Source organism: uncultured Nostoc sp. (assembly GCF_964245445.1).
GTDB lineage: Bacteria > Cyanobacteriota > Cyanobacteriia > Cyanobacteriales > Nostocaceae > Nostoc.
In genome coordinates, this window is sequence record NZ_CAXTNE010000063.1 from 12124 (window position 1) to 31195 (window position 19072).

Consider the following 19072-nt stretch of genomic DNA (forward strand, 5'->3'; position numbering starts at 1 on the left):
TTTTTGACCATTTATTTACTACGAAAGCTGTCGGACAAGGGACTGGATTAGGACTCGCGATGCCCGTCAAATAGTTGAAGAAACCCACCGTGGAAAATTAAGTTTTAACTCTGTTAAGGGTGAAGGGACAGAATTTATCATTGAAATTCCGTTATAAATTTTTACTGTTGTTTATAAACAACCTCTGAAGAAATATAAAAGATATTTGACCATTTTTTCAGACGAAAGCTGCCAGTAATAGTACGGTGCTAGGAGTTGCGATCGCCCGTCAAATTATTGTGGGAAAACATGTAGGTTAAATCAGCGTCGAGTCGGAAGCAATACCGTTCGGTTAAAAACTTTCTTGGTTGAGGCAGGCTGTTCTTGAGCAGGGGGAGAAAAGAATGACTGAACATATACCCTCTTGCCTCCCCTGACTCCCTTGCTAACTCCTAACTCCTAACTTTTTACACCTTTCCCGCCACAACCGAGTTTTTCTTCAAAAGTTCTACTGCTGCTTGATATTGCAAATCCGCTTCCGTGCCAATCTGGTCGCGGTTAATTGGATCTTGGGAAATCACTTTATCTGGCTTAATACCTAGTTTATTGATATCCCGGTGTTGAGGAGTTTCATACTTAGCAATTGTAACTGCCAAGCCCGAACCATCTGATAATTCAAATAAAGATTGAATTAAGCCCTTTCCAAAAGTGGTTTCGCCTACCAACTGGGCGCGACCATTATCTTGGAGTGCGCCAGCGAGAATTTCACTAGCACTGGCAGTTCCTTGATTCACCAAAATCACCAGAGGATCGGTCGTCAGGGGTGGTCCAAAGGCTTCAAAACTACCTTGAATACCTTGTCGGTTCACAGTGTAGACGATAGTGCCGGAGTCTAACCACAGACGGGCGATTTCAATTCCTGATTGTAATAACCCCCCAGGATTATTTCGTAAATCTAGAATGTAGGCATCAGCGCCTTTTTTTTCTAGACTAGAAATAGCGTGTGCCAATTCCGTTGAGGCGTTGGCATTGAATTGAGTAAGACGAAGGTAGCCAATGGGCGTACCCTCAGCAGAAACACGCAAATCTGAAACCACAGGGTTAAGAGCAATGCGATCACGTGTCAGTCTAATTTCTGTTTCTGCCTCTCCGTCCCGTTCGATGAGGAGAGTAACAAGGCTGCCACTCGGGCCGCGCATTTTAGTCGCAGCTTCATCTAGGGTAAGATTTTCTGTGGAAACGCCTTCAATTTTGAGAATGCGATCGCGTGGTCTAATTCCCGCTTTATCTGCTGGTGAACCTGCTATAGGAGCAACTACTTCCAACTTCCCAGTTTCAGGATTTAGGGCAATTTGTAATCCAACCCCAGTAAGTTCCCCAGAAGTATTAACCTGTAAGCTGCGGTACTGTTCTGGATCTAAAAAGCGGGTAAAAGGATCGTCGAGGCTCTTGAGCATCTTCCCAATTGCCGCATAACTGGCATTTGAGTCTGTCAGTGGCTTCTCCAGAACCTTTTGCCGGACTGCTGCCCAGTTTTGATGATTAAACGTCTCATCTAGATAAGTGCGATTAACAATTCGCCAAACTTCCGAAACCAGCTTTTGTTCCGTCGTCAAAGCCATCGCCGGCTGCGTGAGCGTACCCAACGCCAACCAAAACGCCATTAACAATGAAAATCCAACCCGAAAGACTTGTTTGTTCATGAACCCCATTATCAATTCCACCTCAACCCAAACTGCCTAGAAATGCCCACTTGCTCTGTTGTTGATGAAATCTATCTCTCGATTATGTTACTTTTTTTATAGAAGTGGTGCATTTCTCTCATCAAGTTGTTCACTCAACTGATGCGTTGTATCCACTCATCAAAGGATAAAATCTACTTTGTGTCCACCATTTTCTGTGCAGGGGCGTAAAGAGATCGCAATATATTCTTTCTTTACAGAGTGTAAAGTTTCTGAAGACTCTTAGCACGCTGAAAGCTGACAAGCAAACAAAACTCGCCTTTACTAAAATCCCAAAATTGCTAATTGGGAGAGAAGTCACAAGCGGCGGCTTATTAGAAGTCCGTAGACAATTCTGCTGCTACCCTAGCCTGTGGCAATCCCTTTCCTTTATCGAACGGGAAAACCTAAAGGCAAACTTACAGGATGCCGAGGCTTGAGATGATCAGAATTTTCGTCGCCGATTCAGAACTTCGGAATTTATCAACCGCAACCGACTTTTAGGAACTTGAGATTGTATGGCCAACGTTTCCGACTGGTTTGAGGAACGCCTGGAGATTCAGGCACTCGCCGAAGACGTTACTAGTAAGTACGTCCCTCCCCACGTCAACATCTTCTACTGTTTTGGTGGAATTACCCTGGTTTGCTTTCTCATCCAGTTTGCTACTGGATTTGCGATGACGTTCTACTACAGACCAACAGTCACTGAAGCTTTCTCCTCTGTGGAGTACATCATGAATGAGGTAAGCTTCGGTTGGCTAATTCGCTCCATCCATCGCTGGTCTGCCAGCATGATGGTATTGATGATGATTTTGCACACCTTCCGGGTTTATCTGACTGGTGGTTTTAAAAAGCCCCGCGAACTGACCTGGATAAGTGGTGTCATCCTGGCTGTGATTACAGTCTCCTTTGGAGTCACAGGCTATTCCTTACCTTGGGATCAAATTGGCTACTGGGCTGTGAAAATCGTTAGCGGCGTACCAGAAGCAATTCCCGTGGTTGGCGTTCTGATCTCCGACTTGCTGCGCGGCGGTTCGAGTGTTGGTCAAGCAACACTAACTCGTTACTATAGCGCACACACCTTTGTACTGCCTTGGTTGATTGCAGTCTTCATGCTGTTTCACTTTTTGATGATCCGCAAACAAGGCATTTCCGGGCCTTTGTAATCTCAGTTATTAGCGAAAGGCAACATTTGTCAGTTTTCAGATGAAGTTGTTTATTTTAAACTTATGAAACACAAGAAATTAATTGTACATAAGTTCCAAAAAACAAACACTTGTATCTGAAGTCTAAGGCTGTAGAGACTCTCCAGGCGGCTAACCGTAAATAGACAAACGCTATTTGCCGCCTGCCAGAGTTGCTTAGTAGCTGATAGCTTTCACAAATGCTTTAATTTAACTTAAGCAGGAGAGCATATTTCAAAATGTCAACACAAAAAAAACCTGACCTGAGCGATCCTCAGTTAAGAGCCAAACTAGCCAAAGGCATGGGTCACAACTACTATGGTGAACCCGCTTGGCCTAATGACCTACTTTACGTCTTTCCAATCGTGATCATGGGTTCGTTCGCGGCGATTGTAGCTCTAGCTGTGCTAGATCCCGCTATGACCGGTGAACCAGCAAATCCTTTCGCCACACCATTGGAAATTTTGCCAGAGTGGTACTTGTATCCAGTTTTCCAAATTTTGCGATCGCTTCCTAACAAACTTTTAGGAGTGTTAGCAATGGGTTCGGTACCAGTGGGGCTAATCCTCGTTCCCTTTATTGAGAACGTTAACAAGTTCCAAAACCCCTTCCGCCGTCCAGTTGCAACCACAGTGTTCCTCTTTGGTACCCTTATCACCTTGTGGTTAGGTATTGGTGCTGCCTTGCCATTGGATAAATCTTTGACCTTGGGACTATTCTAAATTAGTCACCACGAAGTGCTTTGACGCCTGTGAGTTTCAAGAGCAGATGCAGATGTGCTTTTGAAAAAAATTTACAGGCGTCAATTTTAATAATTCAGATTGCATCTGGGATCTGAGGTTTTGGATGGAAAAGCTATTCCAAAATTTAAAATCACCAAAAGTCATCAAATACAAACATTTTTCACTTACTTAACGTAAGTTGCTAGTTACAATTCTCGAAATGCCAAAATCGTTCATGTTTTGTCTTTTGGGACATAGAATATCTAAATTTAGATTTTTCTATATCAAAAAAATTCTGCGAATAGTGCAAAATTTAATAACTAGCAACTTGGGTTTACTTATATTTAAGTCACAGTTAATGTTTAGCATAGTGCAGCAAGACCATCTGACGGTTAAGAGCGAACTCAGTCTCCTAAACCAGGTGCAAGAATGGTTTGAGCAATTTTGTCTGCAACATTTGTCTCAACTTGGCTGGTCAAAAACCCAACTTGATCGCCTAAATTTAGCATTAGCAGAAGGCTTTACCAACGCTGTTCGTCACGCTCATCATGCTTTACCCCCGGAAACAACCATTGAGATTAACATTTATCTATGGATTGACCGACTAGAGATTAGAATTTGGGATTATGGAAAACCTTTTAATCCTGATGCGATCGCAGAGCCAGAGCCAGGTACACTGCAAGTAGGCGGTTATGGATGGTTTCTGCTGCGGCGGTTGGCTGATCGTGTTGTATACGAACGTGGTGCAGATGGTAGAAATTGCCTCCTCATCGTCAAATACTCTCAAGAAGCACAAAAGTAAAAGTAAAGCAGTCGAAGAAAAGGAAAGGGGCAGAGGAGAAAACCCCGTAAATAAAAAATTTAGGACTGCTGAAACTTGGACACATTATTTCTCTCTACGAGACGCCAAAGGCGAACGTGCTTTGCGTCTCGAAATAAATATTTTTACTTTGAACATAAATAAATCTCACCTCAAAACAGAAGCACGAGCAAAAAGAGTCTTTGGTTAAATATCTAGTTATTTGATTGACAAAAGTATACTCCTTTTTCAATATTATTTGGATTGGAGTAATATATTTTTTAAGTTAAATTGCTTATTTATTATGATTTTTTTGTAAAGCCTCACAGAATATTGTTGTATAAAAAGAATTAATGAATACAGTAAAGATAACATTCGAGTTAGACTAACTCCCTTGTTAAGATTTGTCAGCAGTGTTGAGAGTCTTATTTTTTGTTCTCCAACAAGTGCCATTTTGTGCTTAAAGAGATAGAGGAAATAGGGGACATATGATTAAGACAGCCCTAATTACAGGAATTACTGGTCAAGATGGCTACTATCTCAGCCATTTGCTCCTCAACCGTGGTTACCGAGTTGTAGGATTAGTACCCCCGCATCGACAACCTAATTTGACCAAACTGGGAACACTGGCAAATCAGGTAGAAATTTTTACGGTTGACTTGAGGGATAATGCCGCACTGTTGACCGCAGTTGAACAGCTACGTCCCCAAGAAATTTACAATTTAGCGGCTCCTAGTTTTGTACCCGACTCTTGGAACGACCCATTGGGAACCTTGGATCTGATAACTGGTACGGCTACCAGGCTTTTGGAAGCAGTACGACAGGTTGGTTTATCCACCAGATTTTATCAAGCCAGCAGTTCAGAAATGTTTGGCGATGTATTTGTTTCGCCTCAAGATGAGGAAACGTCTTTTCGCCCTAAAAATCCCTATGCTGCGGCCAAGATGCACGCCCACTGGACTATGGTGCATCACAGACAGCGTTATGGGCTATTTGCCTGTAGTGGAATTTTATATAACCATGAGTCTCCTCTACGACCACCTCAGTTTGTTACACGCAAAGTTTCTTTGGCAGCTGCATCGATTAAATTGGGTTTAACTGACACTTTAGAAATGGGTAACTTAGATGCCAAACGCGATTGGGGGTTTGCTGGAGATTACGTAGAAGCAATGTGGTTAATGTTGCAAGTCGATGAACCAGAAGAATATGTGATAGGCACAGGTAAACTTCACAGTGTTAGAGATTTAGTTGCGGCAGCCTTTGAGTCTGTCGGATTAGATTGGACGCACCATATAGTTTTAAATACCAGCTTATTGCGACAAGATGAGCATTTTCAACTAGTCGCTAACCCCAGTAAAGCTAAAATAAACCTTGGTTGGGAACCCCAAGTAAGCTTTGAGGAACTTTTAGAAAAAATGGTAAAAACAGATTTAGAGCGGTTACAAAGCGGTGCGATCGCGCCTTTACCGCAAGTGTAAATAACCTAACATGCATATCACTACAGTGACAAAAAACCTCAAGTTAGGTGATAAAAGTAACAAAAAAACCAATCATGTCTTCGTATTTTTAGAAATTTTTGCCCACGAAGGCGGTATCCAATCATATATAAAAGATATTTTTCGCGCCTATCTGGGATTAAGCCAAACCTACAAGGCGGAAGTCTTTTTGCTGCGGGATAGTCCTGATAGCTCAAATCCGTTTAAAGACAAGAACTTAAAATTTCATTACTTTAAAAATCAGTCTCCCCAAATAGGGAGACTACAAATGGCAGCAGCTTTACTTAAGTGTCTGTTGCAAAACCGTCCAGAACAAGTTTTCTGCGGTCATATTAACTTAGGAGTATTAGTACAAACTCTTTGTCAGCCCTTGGGGATTCCTTACACAGTGCTAACTTACGGCAAAGAAGTCTGGGAACCGCTCAAAAATCAAGAACGTCGCGCCCTGACATCAGCAGCTGGAATTTGGACAATTAGTCGTTACAGTCGCGATCGCGCTTGTGCCGCTAATAGTCTAAACCCGAAAATGGTACAGATGATGCCTTGTGCAATTGACGGCGATAAATTTACTCCTGGTTCCAAGCAGCCAGAATTAGTCCAGAAGTATGGCTTAACTGGTGCTAAATTGTTAATGACAGTAGCGCGGTTATGGTCAGGAGATATTTACAAGGGTGTAGATGTAACGATTCGGGCATTACCACAAATCGCTCAAGTTTTCCCAGAAGTGAAATATTTGGTAATTGGTCGCGGTGATGACCAACCGCGATTAGCTAAACTAGCTGCATATTTAGGTGTGAGTGATCGTGTCGTATTTGCTGGTTTCGTTGCCACAGAAGGATTAATGGAACATTACCGCCTTGCTGATGCCTATATTATGCCTTCACAAGAAGGCTTTGGCATAGTTTATCTGGAAGCAATGGCTTGTGGAGTGCCTGTATTATCCGGTGACGACGATGGTTCAGCTGATCCTTTGCAAGATGGTAAACTGGGATGGCGAGTACCACACCGCAGTCCTGATGCGGTAGCAACGGCTTGTATAGAAATGCTTCAAGGGAATGACCAGCGATGTAATGGAGAGTGGCTACGAGAACAAGCGATCGCTCTGTTTGGCATAGATGCCTTTCAACAGCACTTGCAAAAAATTCTTCTATCCTCAGTAATGAAGTCCATTTGAGTCCAAATGACAAATGACAAATGGCCAATGACTAAAATCGCTATCCTAGAAGGAGAGCAGGACGACATTTAAAAAATGAGCTTTAAGTCATTTCAATTGAATCTTTTAAATCTCCGCCCTTGGCTTACCCTGCTGGCAGTTATTTGGTTGCTGGCATCACTGGGCTTGGGTTGGTTGGTTAATTCGTTACTAATTATTGTCGGGTTGCTGTTTTTAGCACCCATTGTGGCTTTTTTTGGCTTTCGTTGGTGGCTGCAACGTAACTTGGTTGCCGATCAGTGTCCCGTCTGTAGATATGAATTTACAGGTTTAAATAACAGTCAGTTGCAGTGCCCTAACTGTGGGGAGTCACTGTTAGTACAAAATAGTCATTTTCAGCGCTTCACACCAGAAGGCACAATTGATGTCAAAGCTGTGGAAGTCCCAGCCAAATCACTGGAAGATTAGTCATTGGTCATTAGTCATTAGCAAAGGACAAGTGACTAGGACTATTTATTTGTTTGCTGCGAGATTGAGAGGGCGTAGCTAGACTTTGCTTGGGATCGTTCGTTCAGTTCGCCCACATACACTGAGTATGTTCCTGCCTGCCAGAAACCAGAAAGTTCTGGCTTGCCTCCAGAATATTTATCTGCCATTACACAAAAGCGTCCCCCAGGCCCATCGATCAACAGCGTTGGCTTCCCTTCACTCTCTACTGTTAATCGCAAATAAGGTAGTGACTCTGTAACCTGGATAACTTGATTAGGTTCAGTGGTAATATTTCCACAATTACTTTTGACAGTTCCCCCAGACTTTCCTTTCAAAATTAGTGGATCTGGTTGGAGATTCCGATTAATTTGGATTGTTGGTGTCTGTGCCAAATTAGTCTGAGCGAAAACCAAACTCATCGCCAAAGCTGTGGGAACCATTATAAGTAGCCTAAGCGTTTTCATTTTAATTAATGCTCCAGATTTTTTGTAGAGCAATATTGTTATATCGTCTGACTTAATAGACGGCAGCAATTCATCTTGGTTCCAAAAGCTGCCGTATAAAGCAATACCATTTATTTAAGGATTTTTTGTGAAGATTTGATAGGTGTAAAAACCATTAATTGTGCAAATTATCTATGTGTGGTGGCGCTTTTACACCAAAATATTCTACACTTCAATCCGTAGTACGCTAATATTTCAAAAATCATCATAATTTTTACTGCCCAGAAAGGTATTGCATACACAGACATTAGCTAAAATCACTAAGACAACCACCAAAAATATAATTTGGTTGGTCTGTTGTGGAATAAATGACCTAGCTGAGGTAGAAAAGATTGATGAATCCTCAAAGAGAAGAAGACTTGCAGCGTCGCCTCAATAAGCTAGAGGCAGAGATTAATTCTTCGCCGGAAGTGGTTCCCCAACCACAAAAGCAAAAACAGACTGAGGCATCTGTTTTTGCCAAATTTAATTTGCAACTGGAGCGATTTCAGATTTGGTTCAACAGCCTATCTGGAACAAAAAAGCTGGTAGTTTCGGGTGTGACGGTGCTAGTAGGCTTGGCAATGCTGCAAGCAGTGTTTAAACTGGTTGCATCTGTAATTAGTCTGGCACTTTTGGCAGTGTTAGTGTATGTTGGATACAAAATTTTTGTGTCCAGTAGCTTTCAACGTAAGTAATAAGCTGATATGCATTTACTTTGCATATCTGTAGTTATGAAAGTCAGGAGCCATGATATAAAAGGCTCCTGACTTCTAGCTCCAAAATTCTATTTCACTTTTTGCTGATTAGCTTAGTCTATTTTAACTGTGCCGATCACGGCGTATAAATAATATCAAAGGAAATTATGCAATGACGACACCAATTGTCAAAAGAAGTAATCAATCTGGTCAGTCAAAACAACCAGAAAAAGCCAGTTCGCTGCTGCTAGCAAGTAGGCGTTTTGCTGCTTGGGCGGCTGAAATTACACTAGTAGTTACAAGTGGGTTGATTCCCTTCAGCATTGGTGTTTATGCCAATTCTAGAAGCGATCTTAACCGAGTGCCGCTTAACCCCGTGCTGGTAGTCACAGAAAGAGCGATCGCTAGACCCCTGGCTCTACCTGTTAGCTATGGCATCCGTAACGTGGCATGGCCGACTAACATTTTGTGGACAATCGCCCTGTTAGCACCTGTAACTCTCTCATGGTGGCAATTGTATTTACTGGCTAAGACTGGTAGCACAATTCCTAAACGTTGGTTAAAAGTGCGGGTTGTCAACGAGCAAGGAAGGCCACCTGGCTTGGGGGCAGTAGTGATTAGAGAAGGAGTTGGGCGTTGGACTGTACCCATTTCCATCGCCTATCTGCTGTGGCGCTACAGCTTTGCTTTTCCCAATTTAGGATTATTCACATTTTTATCTTTGTTAATGATTGTGGGTGAAGGGATAGGCTTACCGTCGCGCCGGGGTCGTCGCGCATTGCACGATCAACTTGCAGGCACTTATACAATAGATGCGACTCACCCCTTGCCATCCTCACTCTTAGCTAACAACAAACAAGCCCAGTCTGCTGATGGTAATGATGAAGCAGAAGAATGGCAGGAAGGAGAAGAATTAGCGGCAGCCCAAACCAATCAGTCGCCCAATATCTGGCGGCAGATACAGCAAAATCCTAATCTGACTTTGTTTGGGGTAGGGCTTACGAGTATGACTGCTGTATTGGCAACTTTAATCGGTACTCAAGTTTATATCCAAATTCAACAATCCCAGCGAGCAACCGAGAAAATCAACAGCCAACAGTTCCTCGAACTTGTTAAACAATTAGCTCCCAACTCTGGGGCAACTAATGAGCAACGCCAAAGTGCAATTTTGGCTATAGGTGGTCTTAATGACCCAGAGTCCATCAAATTTCTGGCGAATCTCTTGGTTAGCGAAACCAACCCTACCCTACTAGATACGATTCAACAAGCTTTGACAACTGTCGGGCCCAAAGCCATCCCAGAATTAAAAAATAAGAATCAGTTTTTGGTTAGTGAATTAGAGTCTGTGGGTAGTACTGCAACCCAAGAACGGGAATTACGGCAAGGGCGGTTACAAAGAAACCAGCGAACGCTCAACAAGATTCTCTCTGTTTATAGCGGTAAAATCGAGGGCGTTGACCTTAGTAGCACCCAATTAGGTCAAAGCGGGACTCCAGGAAGTTCCTTCTTTAACTTGGTACTAGACAACCTTGATTTATCTGGAGTTAAGTTTAAATCTGCAAATCTTAACCAAGCCAGCTTTAAGGGTAGCCGCTTTCGAGACGTGGGTGAAGATGGACGCTGGGATACCTACGACGATGTGATAGCTGATTTAAGCCAAGCTCAGTTGCAGCAAGCCAACCTTACTGATGCTAACCTGAGTCGCGTCTTGATGAACCGTACCGATTTGAGCCGCGCCACTCTCAACAGAGCCAACTTATCCAACGCACGTCTATATGAAGCTAAACTCAACAGCGCTCAACTAGTAGGAGCCGATCTGCGAAACACACTTTTGGAAAAAGCCAGTTTGACTGGAGCAGATTTAGGTGACGCTAAATTGAACGAAGCCAACCTGTACGCTGCCCGTTTAGGTCGCGCCACTGCCATAGGAACACAATTATCCTTTGCCAACTTAACTAACACTGATTGGCAAGGGGCAGATTTATCGGGAGCCTATTTGGATCGTGCTAATCTCAGCAATGCTAACCTCAGCGCCACTCGTCTAGCTGGTGCTGTTTTGCGTTCTGCCCAGATGGAAAACGCTAACTTGCAAAATGCCGACCTGAGTCTTGCAGATTTACGGGGGGCAAATGTCGCCGGAGCAGATTTTAAGGGGGCAATTCTCGCTCCTAGTAAACAAGATCCAGCAGATCAATTTGTCCAAACCCCAGATTTAGGCTCAGTATCTGCCGTAGTCCAAGGGGTTGATTTTTCTCAAGCCAAAAATTTAGATGCCAAGCAATTAGCGTACATTTGTACCCAAGGAGGCATTCATTCCCGTTGCCCGTAGAATGAGAAGGGGAGCAGGGGAGGCAGGGGAGGATGAGGGAGATGAAGGAGACAAGGCGAATAACCAATGCCTAATGACAAATGACTAATGACTAATGACTAATGACTAATTGGTGTGAGGAGTTCGGTTATGAAATATATTCCATATTTGGTTTCAGTTTTGGGGGCTGGCTTGGTCTTGAGTCTGGCAAGTGCTAAACCAGCACAAGCTCAAGTAGCCTATGGCAGTTATATCGGTATAGGCCCCACTCTTGGTTTTACTGATGGTATCCAATTGGGGGGAGTTCTAGCCGGTCGCTACAAGCTTTTGGAAGCGCCACTTTCACTGCGTGCCCAAGTGTTAATTGGTAATAATACGGCAATTGTGCCAACGGTTTCCTACGATTTACCCCTTAACTGGCAAGCTGATGCTTACCTGGGTGCTGGGTTAGTTTTGGCTAGTGGTGGATCTTCTCCTGTGGGCGACAAAATTAGTTTTGCTTTACAACCGGGCATTGATTATATGATCCCAAATAGCAATACTGTACTTTTTGGCAATGCTATTATTGCTTTTGATGCCTACCGTGATAGCGGTGGTACAGCTATCTCTGTACAAGGTGGCGTTGGTTTGAGATTTTAATGGGTAGAAAAAAACCCTAGTGCCACAAGGCGGAAGTCACCCATTCAAAAGTTAAAAGTATTATGGAATAAGCTCTTTAGGGATTTTAAATGGTTGCTCTATTTCCGCCGTGGACTACTAGTGCGATCGCTATCCCGCTATAAGCGTTAAACTTCATTGCAAATTAAGAAGTTAGTCTAAACAACGTGATACTTTTTGGTCATGAAGAGAGACAGCATAGGATTAACACAGGAGAATACAGTGGCAATGGAATCAAATTTATTAACAGATGCGGGCGCAAATGAAGTGAATCAAGATTTCAGTGAATATGTCGCCAACCTGCAACTTCACATGACTCTGCAAGCTCGCAATCTTGTTCCAACCCTGAAGCAAACACTGGTAGATAGTCGCCAGCAATTACTCCATCAAACCCAAGCCCATTTTGAAAAGCTAGTTTCTCGACAAGGGCTATAAATATACAAATTTTAATCAAAATTCCAATTAAAATATAAGGCAGATGTTGTTGGGTTAATGCCAATGGTGTTCTCACAAGGTCTGCTTTTTCTGCTTTTTTAAGTATTGAGTTACTAAAATCACCCTTTTGGCGCAATAGTAAGGGGCAAAAAGCAGTTAATATTATTGCAGCAGTTCCTTTGAAGAGCAGTTAGTTAAGGCTAAATAGCGGCTCGAATAAAAATGACTTCATTACTTCCCAGAAACCTCAGCGTTGTTATCCGACCAGTCCAATACCGGGATCTGGACGGAATTGAGCGCATAACTCAAGAGTCATTCTCAGCCCTCACTCCCAAGGGAGCAGGTTTTGCCATCAGCCAGATGCTCATGCTGCGTCGCTGGTATGGATTACTCAAATTTTTGAGTTGGTTTCCTAACCCGCTACAGTATCGCCTCTGTGCCTACATAGCAGAGCAAGGACGAATGCTTTTAGGGATGATTCAAGTGTCACCCTTTAACCGGACACGCAGCACTTGGCGCATTGATCAAGTGCTGTTAGAGCGTGGTATCGATAAACAAGGAACTGGCTCACAACTTTTGCGTCATTGCTTTGAATCGATTTTGGAAGCTCGGACTTGGTTACTGGAAGTTAATATCAATGACATAGAGGCGCTGGCACTATATCGGCAAAATGGATTCCAGCGTCTGGCAGAAATGACGTACTGGGAAATTGGACCAGAATTACTGGCTGAATTAGCGCAAGCAGAGCCAGACTTACCCAACCTTTTGCCAGTAAGTAATGCTGATGCCCAGTTGCTATATCAACTAGATACGGCATCTATGCCACCTTTGGTACGTCAGGTTTTTGACCGTAATACCCGCGATTTTAAAACCAGTTTGTTTGGTGCTTTAACTGATGCAGTAATGCAATGGATGAGCAAAACAGAAGTAGTGAGTGGTTACGTATTTGAACCGCAACGTAAAGCTGCGATTGGCTATTTTCAGGTGCAACTTGACCGTAAGGGTGAAGTTCCCCACGTTGCAACGTTGACAGTCCATCCTGCTTATACTTGGCTGTACCCAGAATTACTATCTCAACTGGCTCGTATTGCCCAAGATTTTCCCCAACAAGGGTTACAACTCGCTTCCTCAGACTATCAGGCAGAGCGAGAAGAATATTTGGAGCGAATTGGGGCAAAACGCATAGAACATACATTAGTTATGTCTCGCTCTGTATGGCACAAGTTACGAGAGTCTAAATTCGTCTCCTTAGAAGGAATCCAGTGGACTGATATGCTGCAAGGTTTACAACCAGCACGTAAACCTATACCAGGTGGGATGTCATGGATACAACCAGGACAACTGCCATCGTCAGATAAACCACTGCCAAGTAAGTCAGAACCGATTAACTTTTCGGTAAAAAATCCTAGCATGGAAGCATCTCCGATTTCTGAATCAGCAGATGCACAGCAGGAGAATTAATTGTGATATCCCAAGAGCAACCAAAACCTTTTATTTCAGCGTTGGGACTAGATTTTGGTCGCAAGCGGATTGGTGTGGCTGGGTGCGATCGCACGGGTTTAATTGCCACGGGGATTACCACAATTGAGCGCACATCTTTTGAGCAGGATGTCAAGCAAATCCAACAAATAGTTAATGAACGCGAGGTGCAAATCCTGGTGATGGGTTTACCTTATTCAATGGATGGCTCACTAGGATTTCAAGCGCGTCAAGTTCAAAAATTTACTACAAGACTTGCTAAAGCACTGAAACTGCCTGTGGAATATATGGATGAGCGATTAACTTCATTTCAAGCAGAACAACTGCTGATAGCTGAGAACCGCTCCCCGTCACGCCATAAAGGTTTGATTGACCGCAAGGCAGCCGCTTTGATTTTACAACAATGGTTGGATGTTAAGCGCGCTAGTTCCCGCAGTTCAGTTGCGGCTATTGAATATTGATACCTTTTAACATGATATTCTGAAAACGATTAGCCAGCAGTTGTATCTACGTATAAAGCTATTTGGTTGACATAATATGTCATGAAATAGTTAAGCGATTTTCAAAGTTGCTGGTATTTATTAAATTTCTTTCTACATTTCGGCTATGTTTTCCTCTCCATTTCCTGAAGAAAATGATAACGCTCATGCGGGTTCTATCACTTTAACCGATGACAAAGGGCGATCGCTCGAATGTTACATTGAGCATTCCCTCGAAGTCGATGGACAAGAATACGTTTTACTTCTTCCTGTAGACTCACCTGTAGAAATTTTTTCTTGGGAAGGTGACGGTGAGGAAGAAGAAGCGGTTCTGGTAGAAGATGACACCATTATTGAGCAAATTTTTGCCACTGCCCAAGCTGTACTATCTGAGCAGAACCTGATATTAAACAATACAGCTTATGCTCTGACTGTTGCAGGTGATTTACCACCCGTTGAAGAATCAGAACTTTTCACCTTAGAAATCGAAGACGAAGAAGCAGATTTAGAGCCGGAGCAATTACAACTACTCGCTAGCTTCTATGATGAAGATCAGGAGTATGCAATTTATACACCTCTCGATCCCCTGTTGTTTTTTGCACGGATAGCAAAAACAGGTGAACCTGAATTACTTTCTCCAGAGGAGTTTCGCAAAGTGCAGCCTCTGTTAGAAGAACATCTTTTTAATGAAGTGGAATAAGATTAAAAATTCAAAATGTAACATTTTCATTTTGAATTTTTTAATTGAAAGTTTTTATTGTAATCAAAATCTAGCTAAACCTTTTACCATGTCCCATTAACTGTGGAAGCAATGAAACATTGACACTAAATTGGGACAGTTAGTATTGTTTAAGATTCTGAAAAAAGCATTTTGGTAGGGATTTTGAATTCCATTATCTAAAATCCAAAATTGGGATGAGGTGCTGAAAATGACTTATAGTGACTTTACATTAAGTAAATTTAAAAAGTCTTTCAGCATCTACATTGATGAAGAAAGTGATTTATGTGCCGACATAGAACCTTTACAGCCAAGCGAGAAACTCACAAATTTTTTAGAAGAAACGATAGAACTGGCTTTAGCAATTAATACTGAAAAAGCTCGTTCAGAAATGATTATCACTCCGATTTTGTAGGAGGTAAGACACAAGGCTAATTATCCAATTAGTTTATTTTCAGGAACAGATTTTAATGTAGATGTAGAAAAAGGTCTGAATGCCTATTTTGACTTTATCATCAGTCGTGCTAAAGAGCAACTAATAATTAATGTGCCTGTGGTGATTATTAGTGAAGCGAAAAATGAAAATATTAAAGGTGGATTAGGTCAATGTGCGGCGGCAATGTTGGCAGCACAATTGTTTAATCAACAAGAAGGAAATGAAATTAGAAAAATTTATGGCGCGGTAACAACGGAGGATATTTGGAAGTTTTGAAGTTAGAAAAAAACTATATATTTATTGATTTGAATAATTATTACATCAAAGAGATAGATAAGATTTTAGGGATTTTATCTCAAAGTGTTCAGGGAGATATATCAGGATATCGTTCGACTAACTAAACTATATTGGGTTATGCTCATTTGTCTGAGCTATTTAAATTTGACTGTTGACTATGGCCTGGAACAATCTTTTACAGCCTGACTTGATTTTAGAAGGTTCAGTGTTGAATCTAACACCAAATATTATCCAACAATACGGGCTTAAAGGGCTGGTATTGGATGTAGATGAAACTTTAGTACCCTTTAGAGTAGGGGTGGCTTCCCCAGAACTACAAGATTGGGTGGAGCAAATTCGCAGATGTACTGCATTGTGCTTGGTAAGTAACAACCTGAGTGAAGCGCGAATTGGTGGAATTGCGCGATCGCTCAATTTACCTTACTACTTAGGTGCAGCCAAGCCTTCCCGACGCAAAATTAGAGCAGCACTTAGGGGAATGGATCTACCAGTGCATCAAGTGGGGATGGTAGGCGATCGCTTATTTACGGATGTCATAGCAGGTAATCGCCTGGGGATGTTTACCATTCTGGTTGAACCGATTGTCCATGCAGACGCAGCCCTGCGCTCTCATCCTGTCCGCAACTTTGAAGTTTGGGTATCTGAAATTCTGGGAGCTTCTATTACCCCCAAGAAAAGCAAGATTCACAAAACTTGACAAATCGTCAGGAAAGTAAATCTAAAGAAATGGTTAAAGAATCTTACTGGAATCAAAAAATCGGGGATCATAAGTATTGATAACATGGGGTCAGCCAAAATAGACCCTACAGCATACAAAATAAATATAAACCCGTAAAGCGTCAGCCTTCACTATAGAGGGACTGGCGCTTTACAATTTCTTTAGTCCTTTGTCATTAGTTATTAGTCCTTTGTCCTTTGCCTTTTTTGCCTGCCAATGACCAATGACTAATGACCATTGACTAATGACCACTGACTAATGACCAATGACTAAAACAATTGTTGTCAAAATCGGCACTTCTAGCCTAACTCAACCAGAAACGGGACAATTAGCACTTTCCACCATCGCTACCTTGGCGGAAACACTCTGTTATTTAAGACGGCAGGGACACCGGGTGATTTTGGTTTCTTCTGGGGCTGTGGGAGTGGGTTGTGCGCGGTTAGGCTTAACTGAACGTCCCAAAGCGATCGCACTAAAACAGGCTGTAGCAGCAGTTGGACAAGGCAGGTTAATTCGCGTATACGATGATTTATTTACTACCTTACAACAACCAATTGCTCAAGTATTACTGACTCGCAGCGACTTGGTACAACGCAGCCGCTATCTCAACGCCTACAACACTTTTCAGGAACTATTGGGGCTGGGAGTTATCCCTATAGTTAATGAAAATGATACCGTAGCTATAGACGAACTAAAATTTGGTGATAATGACACCCTTTCGGCATTAGTTGCCAGCCTAGTAGAAGCAGATTGGCTATTTTTGCTTACCGATGTCGATAGGCTATACTCAGCCGATCCGCGTTCCGTACCAGATGCGCGGCCGATCGCTTTAGTGAGTAGCATTAAAGAATTAGCTCAATTACAAATACAAACAAGTTCCCAAGGTTCTCAGTGGGGTACTGGCGGTATGGTGACAAAAATTTCGGCTGCGAGAATTGCGATCGCGGCGGGAGTTCGTACCGTAATTACCCAAGGGCGATTTCCTCGGAATATCGAAAAAATTATCCAGGGTGAACTGATTGGGACGCATTTTGAACCGCAACCTGAACCAACTTCGGCGCGTAAACGTTGGATAGCTTACGGACTTTTACCTGCGGGTAAATTGTATTTAGATGAAGGTGCGATCGCGGCAATTTCTCTAGGGGGAAAATCGTTATTAGCTGCTGGAATTAAGGTAGTAGAAGGAGAGTTTCGCACACAGGACGCAGTGCAATTGTGTGACACCAACGGCAACGAAATTGCTAGAGGACTTGTGAATTACAATAGCAATGAATTGCAAAAGATTCGCGGCTGTCATTCGCGGGAAATTTCCGCAATTTTAGGCTATGCGGGTGTGGAAACCGTGATTCATCGGGATAATTTGGTTTTGATTTAAGATTGAAATGAGATAAATTTAGTGAGTACTAACTGCGAGAGTAAAAAATATTATGACTCAAACGTTAGAAAATACTGTTAAGTTCCCAGAAGAACAACGCTTCTTTCGGCGTGGATTAAGTTGGGAAAAGTTTAAAGCGATTCAAGCCAGCTTTGAAAATGTGCCAGGGGTGCGGCTGTTTTATTGTGATGGAGTCTTAGAAATTGTGACTATCGGTAAACCTCATGAGGTGATTAAGTGTTTAATTGCTGGACTATTGATTACTTATTTTGAAGTCAAAGGCATTGAATTTTTTCCCAGTGGTAGTTTTAGCCAGATTATTCCCAAGATAGTAGAATATCAAGCAGATTTATCTTATTGCTTTGGAACGGACAAACCTGTACCAGACTTGTGCATTGAAGTAGTGATTACTAGCGGTAGTCCCATAAAGTTACAGAAGTACAAATTAATGGGAGTTCCAGAAGTTTGGTTTTGGGAAGATGGCACAATTGAAGTTTACTGCTTACGAGAGCAAGAATATGAGAAAGTTGTTACAAGTGAGCTATTACCAGAATTAGATTTATCCCTGCTCAATCGTTGTATTTTGTTGTCGTCTCCCTTGGAAGCGATTAGAGAGTTTCGCCAGGGTATTCAGCAGTAATAGTAGGTTTAAACGCAAGAAAATTGGATATTATTGTTGTAATTTTTGAAGCAAAAATGGGAGAAAAATTTGTTAACTATCAAGTTAAGTGGGTTTCACAACATCATGTTGCTCAGATAGTTGAAAGGATAACTAGGAACCAAGCTTATGTTTCACCTAGCAAGAATGGATGGATTACAGTTTACGACCAAACGTCTGAAGAATTTAACCGTGATTATATTAGATACTTTGTCCAAGAATTATCAACAAAGTTATCAACTACTGTATTTACATTTATGGTGTATAGAGGATTAAATTTTGTGTATTTATTATACGAATGTGGAGAAATAATTGACGAGTTTGATAACGATACGGAGGGAGAAATATTTGGGGAGGAATATGCGAGGGATATTTATATAAATCGGTTTCAAGGAGACTCAAATAAGTTGTTAAAATACTGCACAACAAGTACAAATCAGCAAAGTATTTCTGAATTTTTAGTATCTTGTAGACAAAGAGATGTAGAATATTTAGGGCAAAACGCCGCTTATGAACTTGCTTATTTGTTAGGTATGGATATAAAGAGGGCAACAATTGGATACAGTTATTTTGAGGATAATAACCTTTACGTTGCTACAGAATTTTATATAGAAGAAGCTGAACAATTTTTATTAGTCCATCACACTGAAAAATAACTAGTTCTGTTTGCACTTATACGCTCTACGCCTTACTCATTTACAAATTCGGGATTTGTCATAGAAGCGATCGCCACCGGGGGCGGGGGGGGGGGGGGGGGGGGGGGGGGGGGGGGGGGGGGGGGGGGGGGGG

Annotated in this window: 19 protein-coding genes and 2 pseudogenes; 19 read left to right on the forward strand and 2 right to left on the reverse strand. The window is 42.2% G+C overall.

Annotated elements, in window-relative coordinates:
- A pseudogene (locus ACFE90_RS13240) lies at nucleotides 1-157 on the forward strand (ATP-binding protein); the annotation flags it as partial.
- 289 nt (nucleotides 158-446) lie between these two features.
- On the opposite strand, the gene ctpA reads toward ACFE90_RS13240, so the two are convergent.
- Entirely contained in the window at nucleotides 447-1691 is a 1245-nt protein-coding gene (ctpA, locus tag ACFE90_RS13245) for a carboxyl-terminal processing protease CtpA (protein WP_375501163.1), read from the reverse strand.
- Between the two features lie 527 nt (nucleotides 1692-2218).
- On the opposite strand from ctpA, the gene petB reads away from it, so the two are divergent.
- The 6 genes from petB to ACFE90_RS13275 all read left to right on the forward strand — a co-directional run bounded on the left by petB (nucleotide 2219) and on the right by ACFE90_RS13275 (nucleotide 7522).
- A complete protein-coding gene (gene petB, locus ACFE90_RS13250; protein WP_375501165.1) occupies nucleotides 2219-2866 on the forward strand; it encodes a cytochrome b6 in 648 nt (215 codons plus the stop codon).
- Between the two features lie 257 nt (nucleotides 2867-3123).
- Complete coding sequence (gene petD / locus ACFE90_RS13255; RefSeq protein WP_229554036.1) at nucleotides 3124-3606, forward strand: cytochrome b6-f complex subunit IV; 483 nt, start codon at nucleotides 3124-3126, stop codon at nucleotides 3604-3606.
- Nucleotides 3607-3964: 358 nt separating this feature from the next.
- Entirely contained in the window at nucleotides 3965-4408 is a 444-nt protein-coding gene (locus ACFE90_RS13260) for an anti-sigma regulatory factor (protein WP_109012771.1), read from the forward strand.
- Nucleotides 4409-4893: 485 nt separating this feature from the next.
- A complete protein-coding gene (locus ACFE90_RS13265) occupies nucleotides 4894-5883 on the forward strand; it encodes a GDP-mannose 4,6-dehydratase (RefSeq protein WP_375501167.1) in 990 nt (329 codons plus the stop codon).
- A gap of 10 nt (nucleotides 5884-5893) precedes the next feature.
- Nucleotides 5894-7075: a glycosyltransferase gene (locus ACFE90_RS13270; RefSeq protein ID WP_375501169.1), complete on the forward strand. Its 1182-nt coding sequence runs from the start codon at nucleotides 5894-5896 to the stop codon at nucleotides 7073-7075.
- Nucleotides 7076-7150: 75 nt separating this feature from the next.
- Nucleotides 7151-7522, forward strand: a complete 372-nt coding sequence (locus tag ACFE90_RS13275; protein WP_100900598.1) for a hypothetical protein — start codon at nucleotides 7151-7153, stop codon at nucleotides 7520-7522.
- Between the two features lie 41 nt (nucleotides 7523-7563).
- Here the strand turns inward: ACFE90_RS13275 and ACFE90_RS13280 are convergent, their stop codons facing one another.
- On the reverse strand, nucleotides 7564-8007 hold the full coding sequence (locus ACFE90_RS13280; protein WP_375501171.1) for a hypothetical protein: 444 nt from the start codon (nucleotides 8005-8007) through the stop codon (nucleotides 7564-7566).
- 374 nt (nucleotides 8008-8381) lie between these two features.
- On the opposite strand from ACFE90_RS13280, the gene ACFE90_RS13285 reads away from it, so the two are divergent.
- The 12 genes and pseudogenes from ACFE90_RS13285 to ACFE90_RS13340 all read left to right on the forward strand — a co-directional run bounded on the left by ACFE90_RS13285 (nucleotide 8382) and on the right by ACFE90_RS13340 (nucleotide 18939).
- Complete coding sequence (locus ACFE90_RS13285; protein ID WP_375501173.1) at nucleotides 8382-8723, forward strand: hypothetical protein; 342 nt, start codon at nucleotides 8382-8384, stop codon at nucleotides 8721-8723.
- A 172-nt stretch (nucleotides 8724-8895) separates the two neighbouring features.
- Entirely contained in the window at nucleotides 8896-11052 is a 2157-nt protein-coding gene (locus tag ACFE90_RS13290; protein ID WP_375501175.1) for a pentapeptide repeat-containing protein, read from the forward strand.
- Nucleotides 11053-11181: 129 nt separating this feature from the next.
- The gene (locus ACFE90_RS13295) at nucleotides 11182-11670 is read left to right on the forward strand and encodes a hypothetical protein (RefSeq protein ID WP_375501177.1); all 489 of its coding nucleotides are present in this window, start codon (nucleotides 11182-11184) and stop codon (nucleotides 11668-11670) included.
- 246 nt (nucleotides 11671-11916) lie between these two features.
- Entirely contained in the window at nucleotides 11917-12123 is a 207-nt protein-coding gene (locus tag ACFE90_RS13300; protein WP_118163454.1) for a hypothetical protein, read from the forward strand.
- A gap of 222 nt (nucleotides 12124-12345) precedes the next feature.
- On the forward strand, nucleotides 12346-13584 hold the full coding sequence (locus ACFE90_RS13305; RefSeq protein ID WP_375501179.1) for a GNAT family N-acetyltransferase: 1239 nt from the start codon (nucleotides 12346-12348) through the stop codon (nucleotides 13582-13584).
- A gap of 2 nt (nucleotides 13585-13586) precedes the next feature.
- Nucleotides 13587-14063 (forward strand): Holliday junction resolvase RuvX, encoded by a 477-nt coding sequence (gene ruvX, locus ACFE90_RS13310; protein WP_375501181.1) that lies wholly within the window; start codon nucleotides 13587-13589, stop codon nucleotides 14061-14063.
- 145 nt (nucleotides 14064-14208) lie between these two features.
- Nucleotides 14209-14781: a DUF3727 domain-containing protein gene (locus ACFE90_RS13315; RefSeq protein ID WP_375501183.1), complete on the forward strand. Its 573-nt coding sequence runs from the start codon at nucleotides 14209-14211 to the stop codon at nucleotides 14779-14781.
- A gap of 229 nt (nucleotides 14782-15010) precedes the next feature.
- Nucleotides 15011-15636, forward strand: a pseudogene (locus ACFE90_RS13320) (hypothetical protein).
- Between the two features lie 53 nt (nucleotides 15637-15689).
- The gene (locus ACFE90_RS13325) at nucleotides 15690-16229 is read left to right on the forward strand and encodes a YqeG family HAD IIIA-type phosphatase (protein ID WP_375501185.1); all 540 of its coding nucleotides are present in this window, start codon (nucleotides 15690-15692) and stop codon (nucleotides 16227-16229) included.
- A gap of 286 nt (nucleotides 16230-16515) precedes the next feature.
- A complete protein-coding gene (gene proB / locus ACFE90_RS13330) occupies nucleotides 16516-17625 on the forward strand; it encodes a glutamate 5-kinase (protein WP_375501187.1) in 1110 nt (369 codons plus the stop codon).
- 52 nt (nucleotides 17626-17677) lie between these two features.
- Nucleotides 17678-18265 (forward strand): Uma2 family endonuclease, encoded by a 588-nt coding sequence (locus tag ACFE90_RS13335; protein ID WP_375501189.1) that lies wholly within the window; start codon nucleotides 17678-17680, stop codon nucleotides 18263-18265.
- A gap of 23 nt (nucleotides 18266-18288) precedes the next feature.
- On the forward strand, nucleotides 18289-18939 hold the full coding sequence (locus ACFE90_RS13340) for a hypothetical protein (RefSeq protein WP_375501191.1): 651 nt from the start codon (nucleotides 18289-18291) through the stop codon (nucleotides 18937-18939).
- The last annotated feature ends 133 nt before the right edge of the window (nucleotides 18940-19072 follow it).

Excerpts from the sequence above, each read along its gene's own strand:
- ACFE90_RS13325 (WP_375501185.1), top strand. The coding sequence starts at position 15,690 with ATGGCCTGGAACAATCTTTTACAGCCTGACTTGATTTTAGAAGGTTCA.
- ACFE90_RS13290 (WP_375501175.1), top strand. The coding sequence starts at position 8,896 with ATGACGACACCAATTGTCAAAAGAAGTAATCAATCTGGTCAGTCAAAA.
- ACFE90_RS13300 (WP_118163454.1), top strand. The coding sequence starts at position 11,917 with ATGGAATCAAATTTATTAACAGATGCGGGCGCAAATGAAGTGAATCAA.
- petD (WP_229554036.1), top strand. The coding sequence starts at position 3,124 with ATGTCAACACAAAAAAAACCTGACCTGAGCGATCCTCAGTTAAGAGCC.
- ACFE90_RS13295 (WP_375501177.1), top strand. The coding sequence starts at position 11,182 with ATGAAATATATTCCATATTTGGTTTCAGTTTTGGGGGCTGGCTTGGTC.
- ACFE90_RS13265 (WP_375501167.1), top strand. The coding sequence starts at position 4,894 with ATGATTAAGACAGCCCTAATTACAGGAATTACTGGTCAAGATGGCTAC.
- ACFE90_RS13270 (WP_375501169.1), top strand. The coding sequence starts at position 5,894 with ATGCATATCACTACAGTGACAAAAAACCTCAAGTTAGGTGATAAAAGT.
- petB (WP_375501165.1), top strand. The coding sequence starts at position 2,219 with ATGGCCAACGTTTCCGACTGGTTTGAGGAACGCCTGGAGATTCAGGCA.
- ACFE90_RS13275 (WP_100900598.1), top strand. The coding sequence starts at position 7,151 with ATGAGCTTTAAGTCATTTCAATTGAATCTTTTAAATCTCCGCCCTTGG.
- ACFE90_RS13305 (WP_375501179.1), top strand. The coding sequence starts at position 12,346 with ATGACTTCATTACTTCCCAGAAACCTCAGCGTTGTTATCCGACCAGTC.
- ACFE90_RS13285 (WP_375501173.1), top strand. The coding sequence starts at position 8,382 with ATGAATCCTCAAAGAGAAGAAGACTTGCAGCGTCGCCTCAATAAGCTA.
- ACFE90_RS13315 (WP_375501183.1), top strand. The coding sequence starts at position 14,209 with ATGTTTTCCTCTCCATTTCCTGAAGAAAATGATAACGCTCATGCGGGT.
- proB (WP_375501187.1), top strand. The coding sequence starts at position 16,516 with ATGACTAAAACAATTGTTGTCAAAATCGGCACTTCTAGCCTAACTCAA.
- ACFE90_RS13335 (WP_375501189.1), top strand. The coding sequence starts at position 17,678 with ATGACTCAAACGTTAGAAAATACTGTTAAGTTCCCAGAAGAACAACGC.
- ACFE90_RS13280 (WP_375501171.1), bottom strand. The coding sequence starts at position 8,007 with ATGAAAACGCTTAGGCTACTTATAATGGTTCCCACAGCTTTGGCGATG.
- ACFE90_RS13260 (WP_109012771.1), top strand. The coding sequence starts at position 3,965 with ATGTTTAGCATAGTGCAGCAAGACCATCTGACGGTTAAGAGCGAACTC.
- ctpA (WP_375501163.1), bottom strand. The coding sequence starts at position 1,691 with ATGGGGTTCATGAACAAACAAGTCTTTCGGGTTGGATTTTCATTGTTA.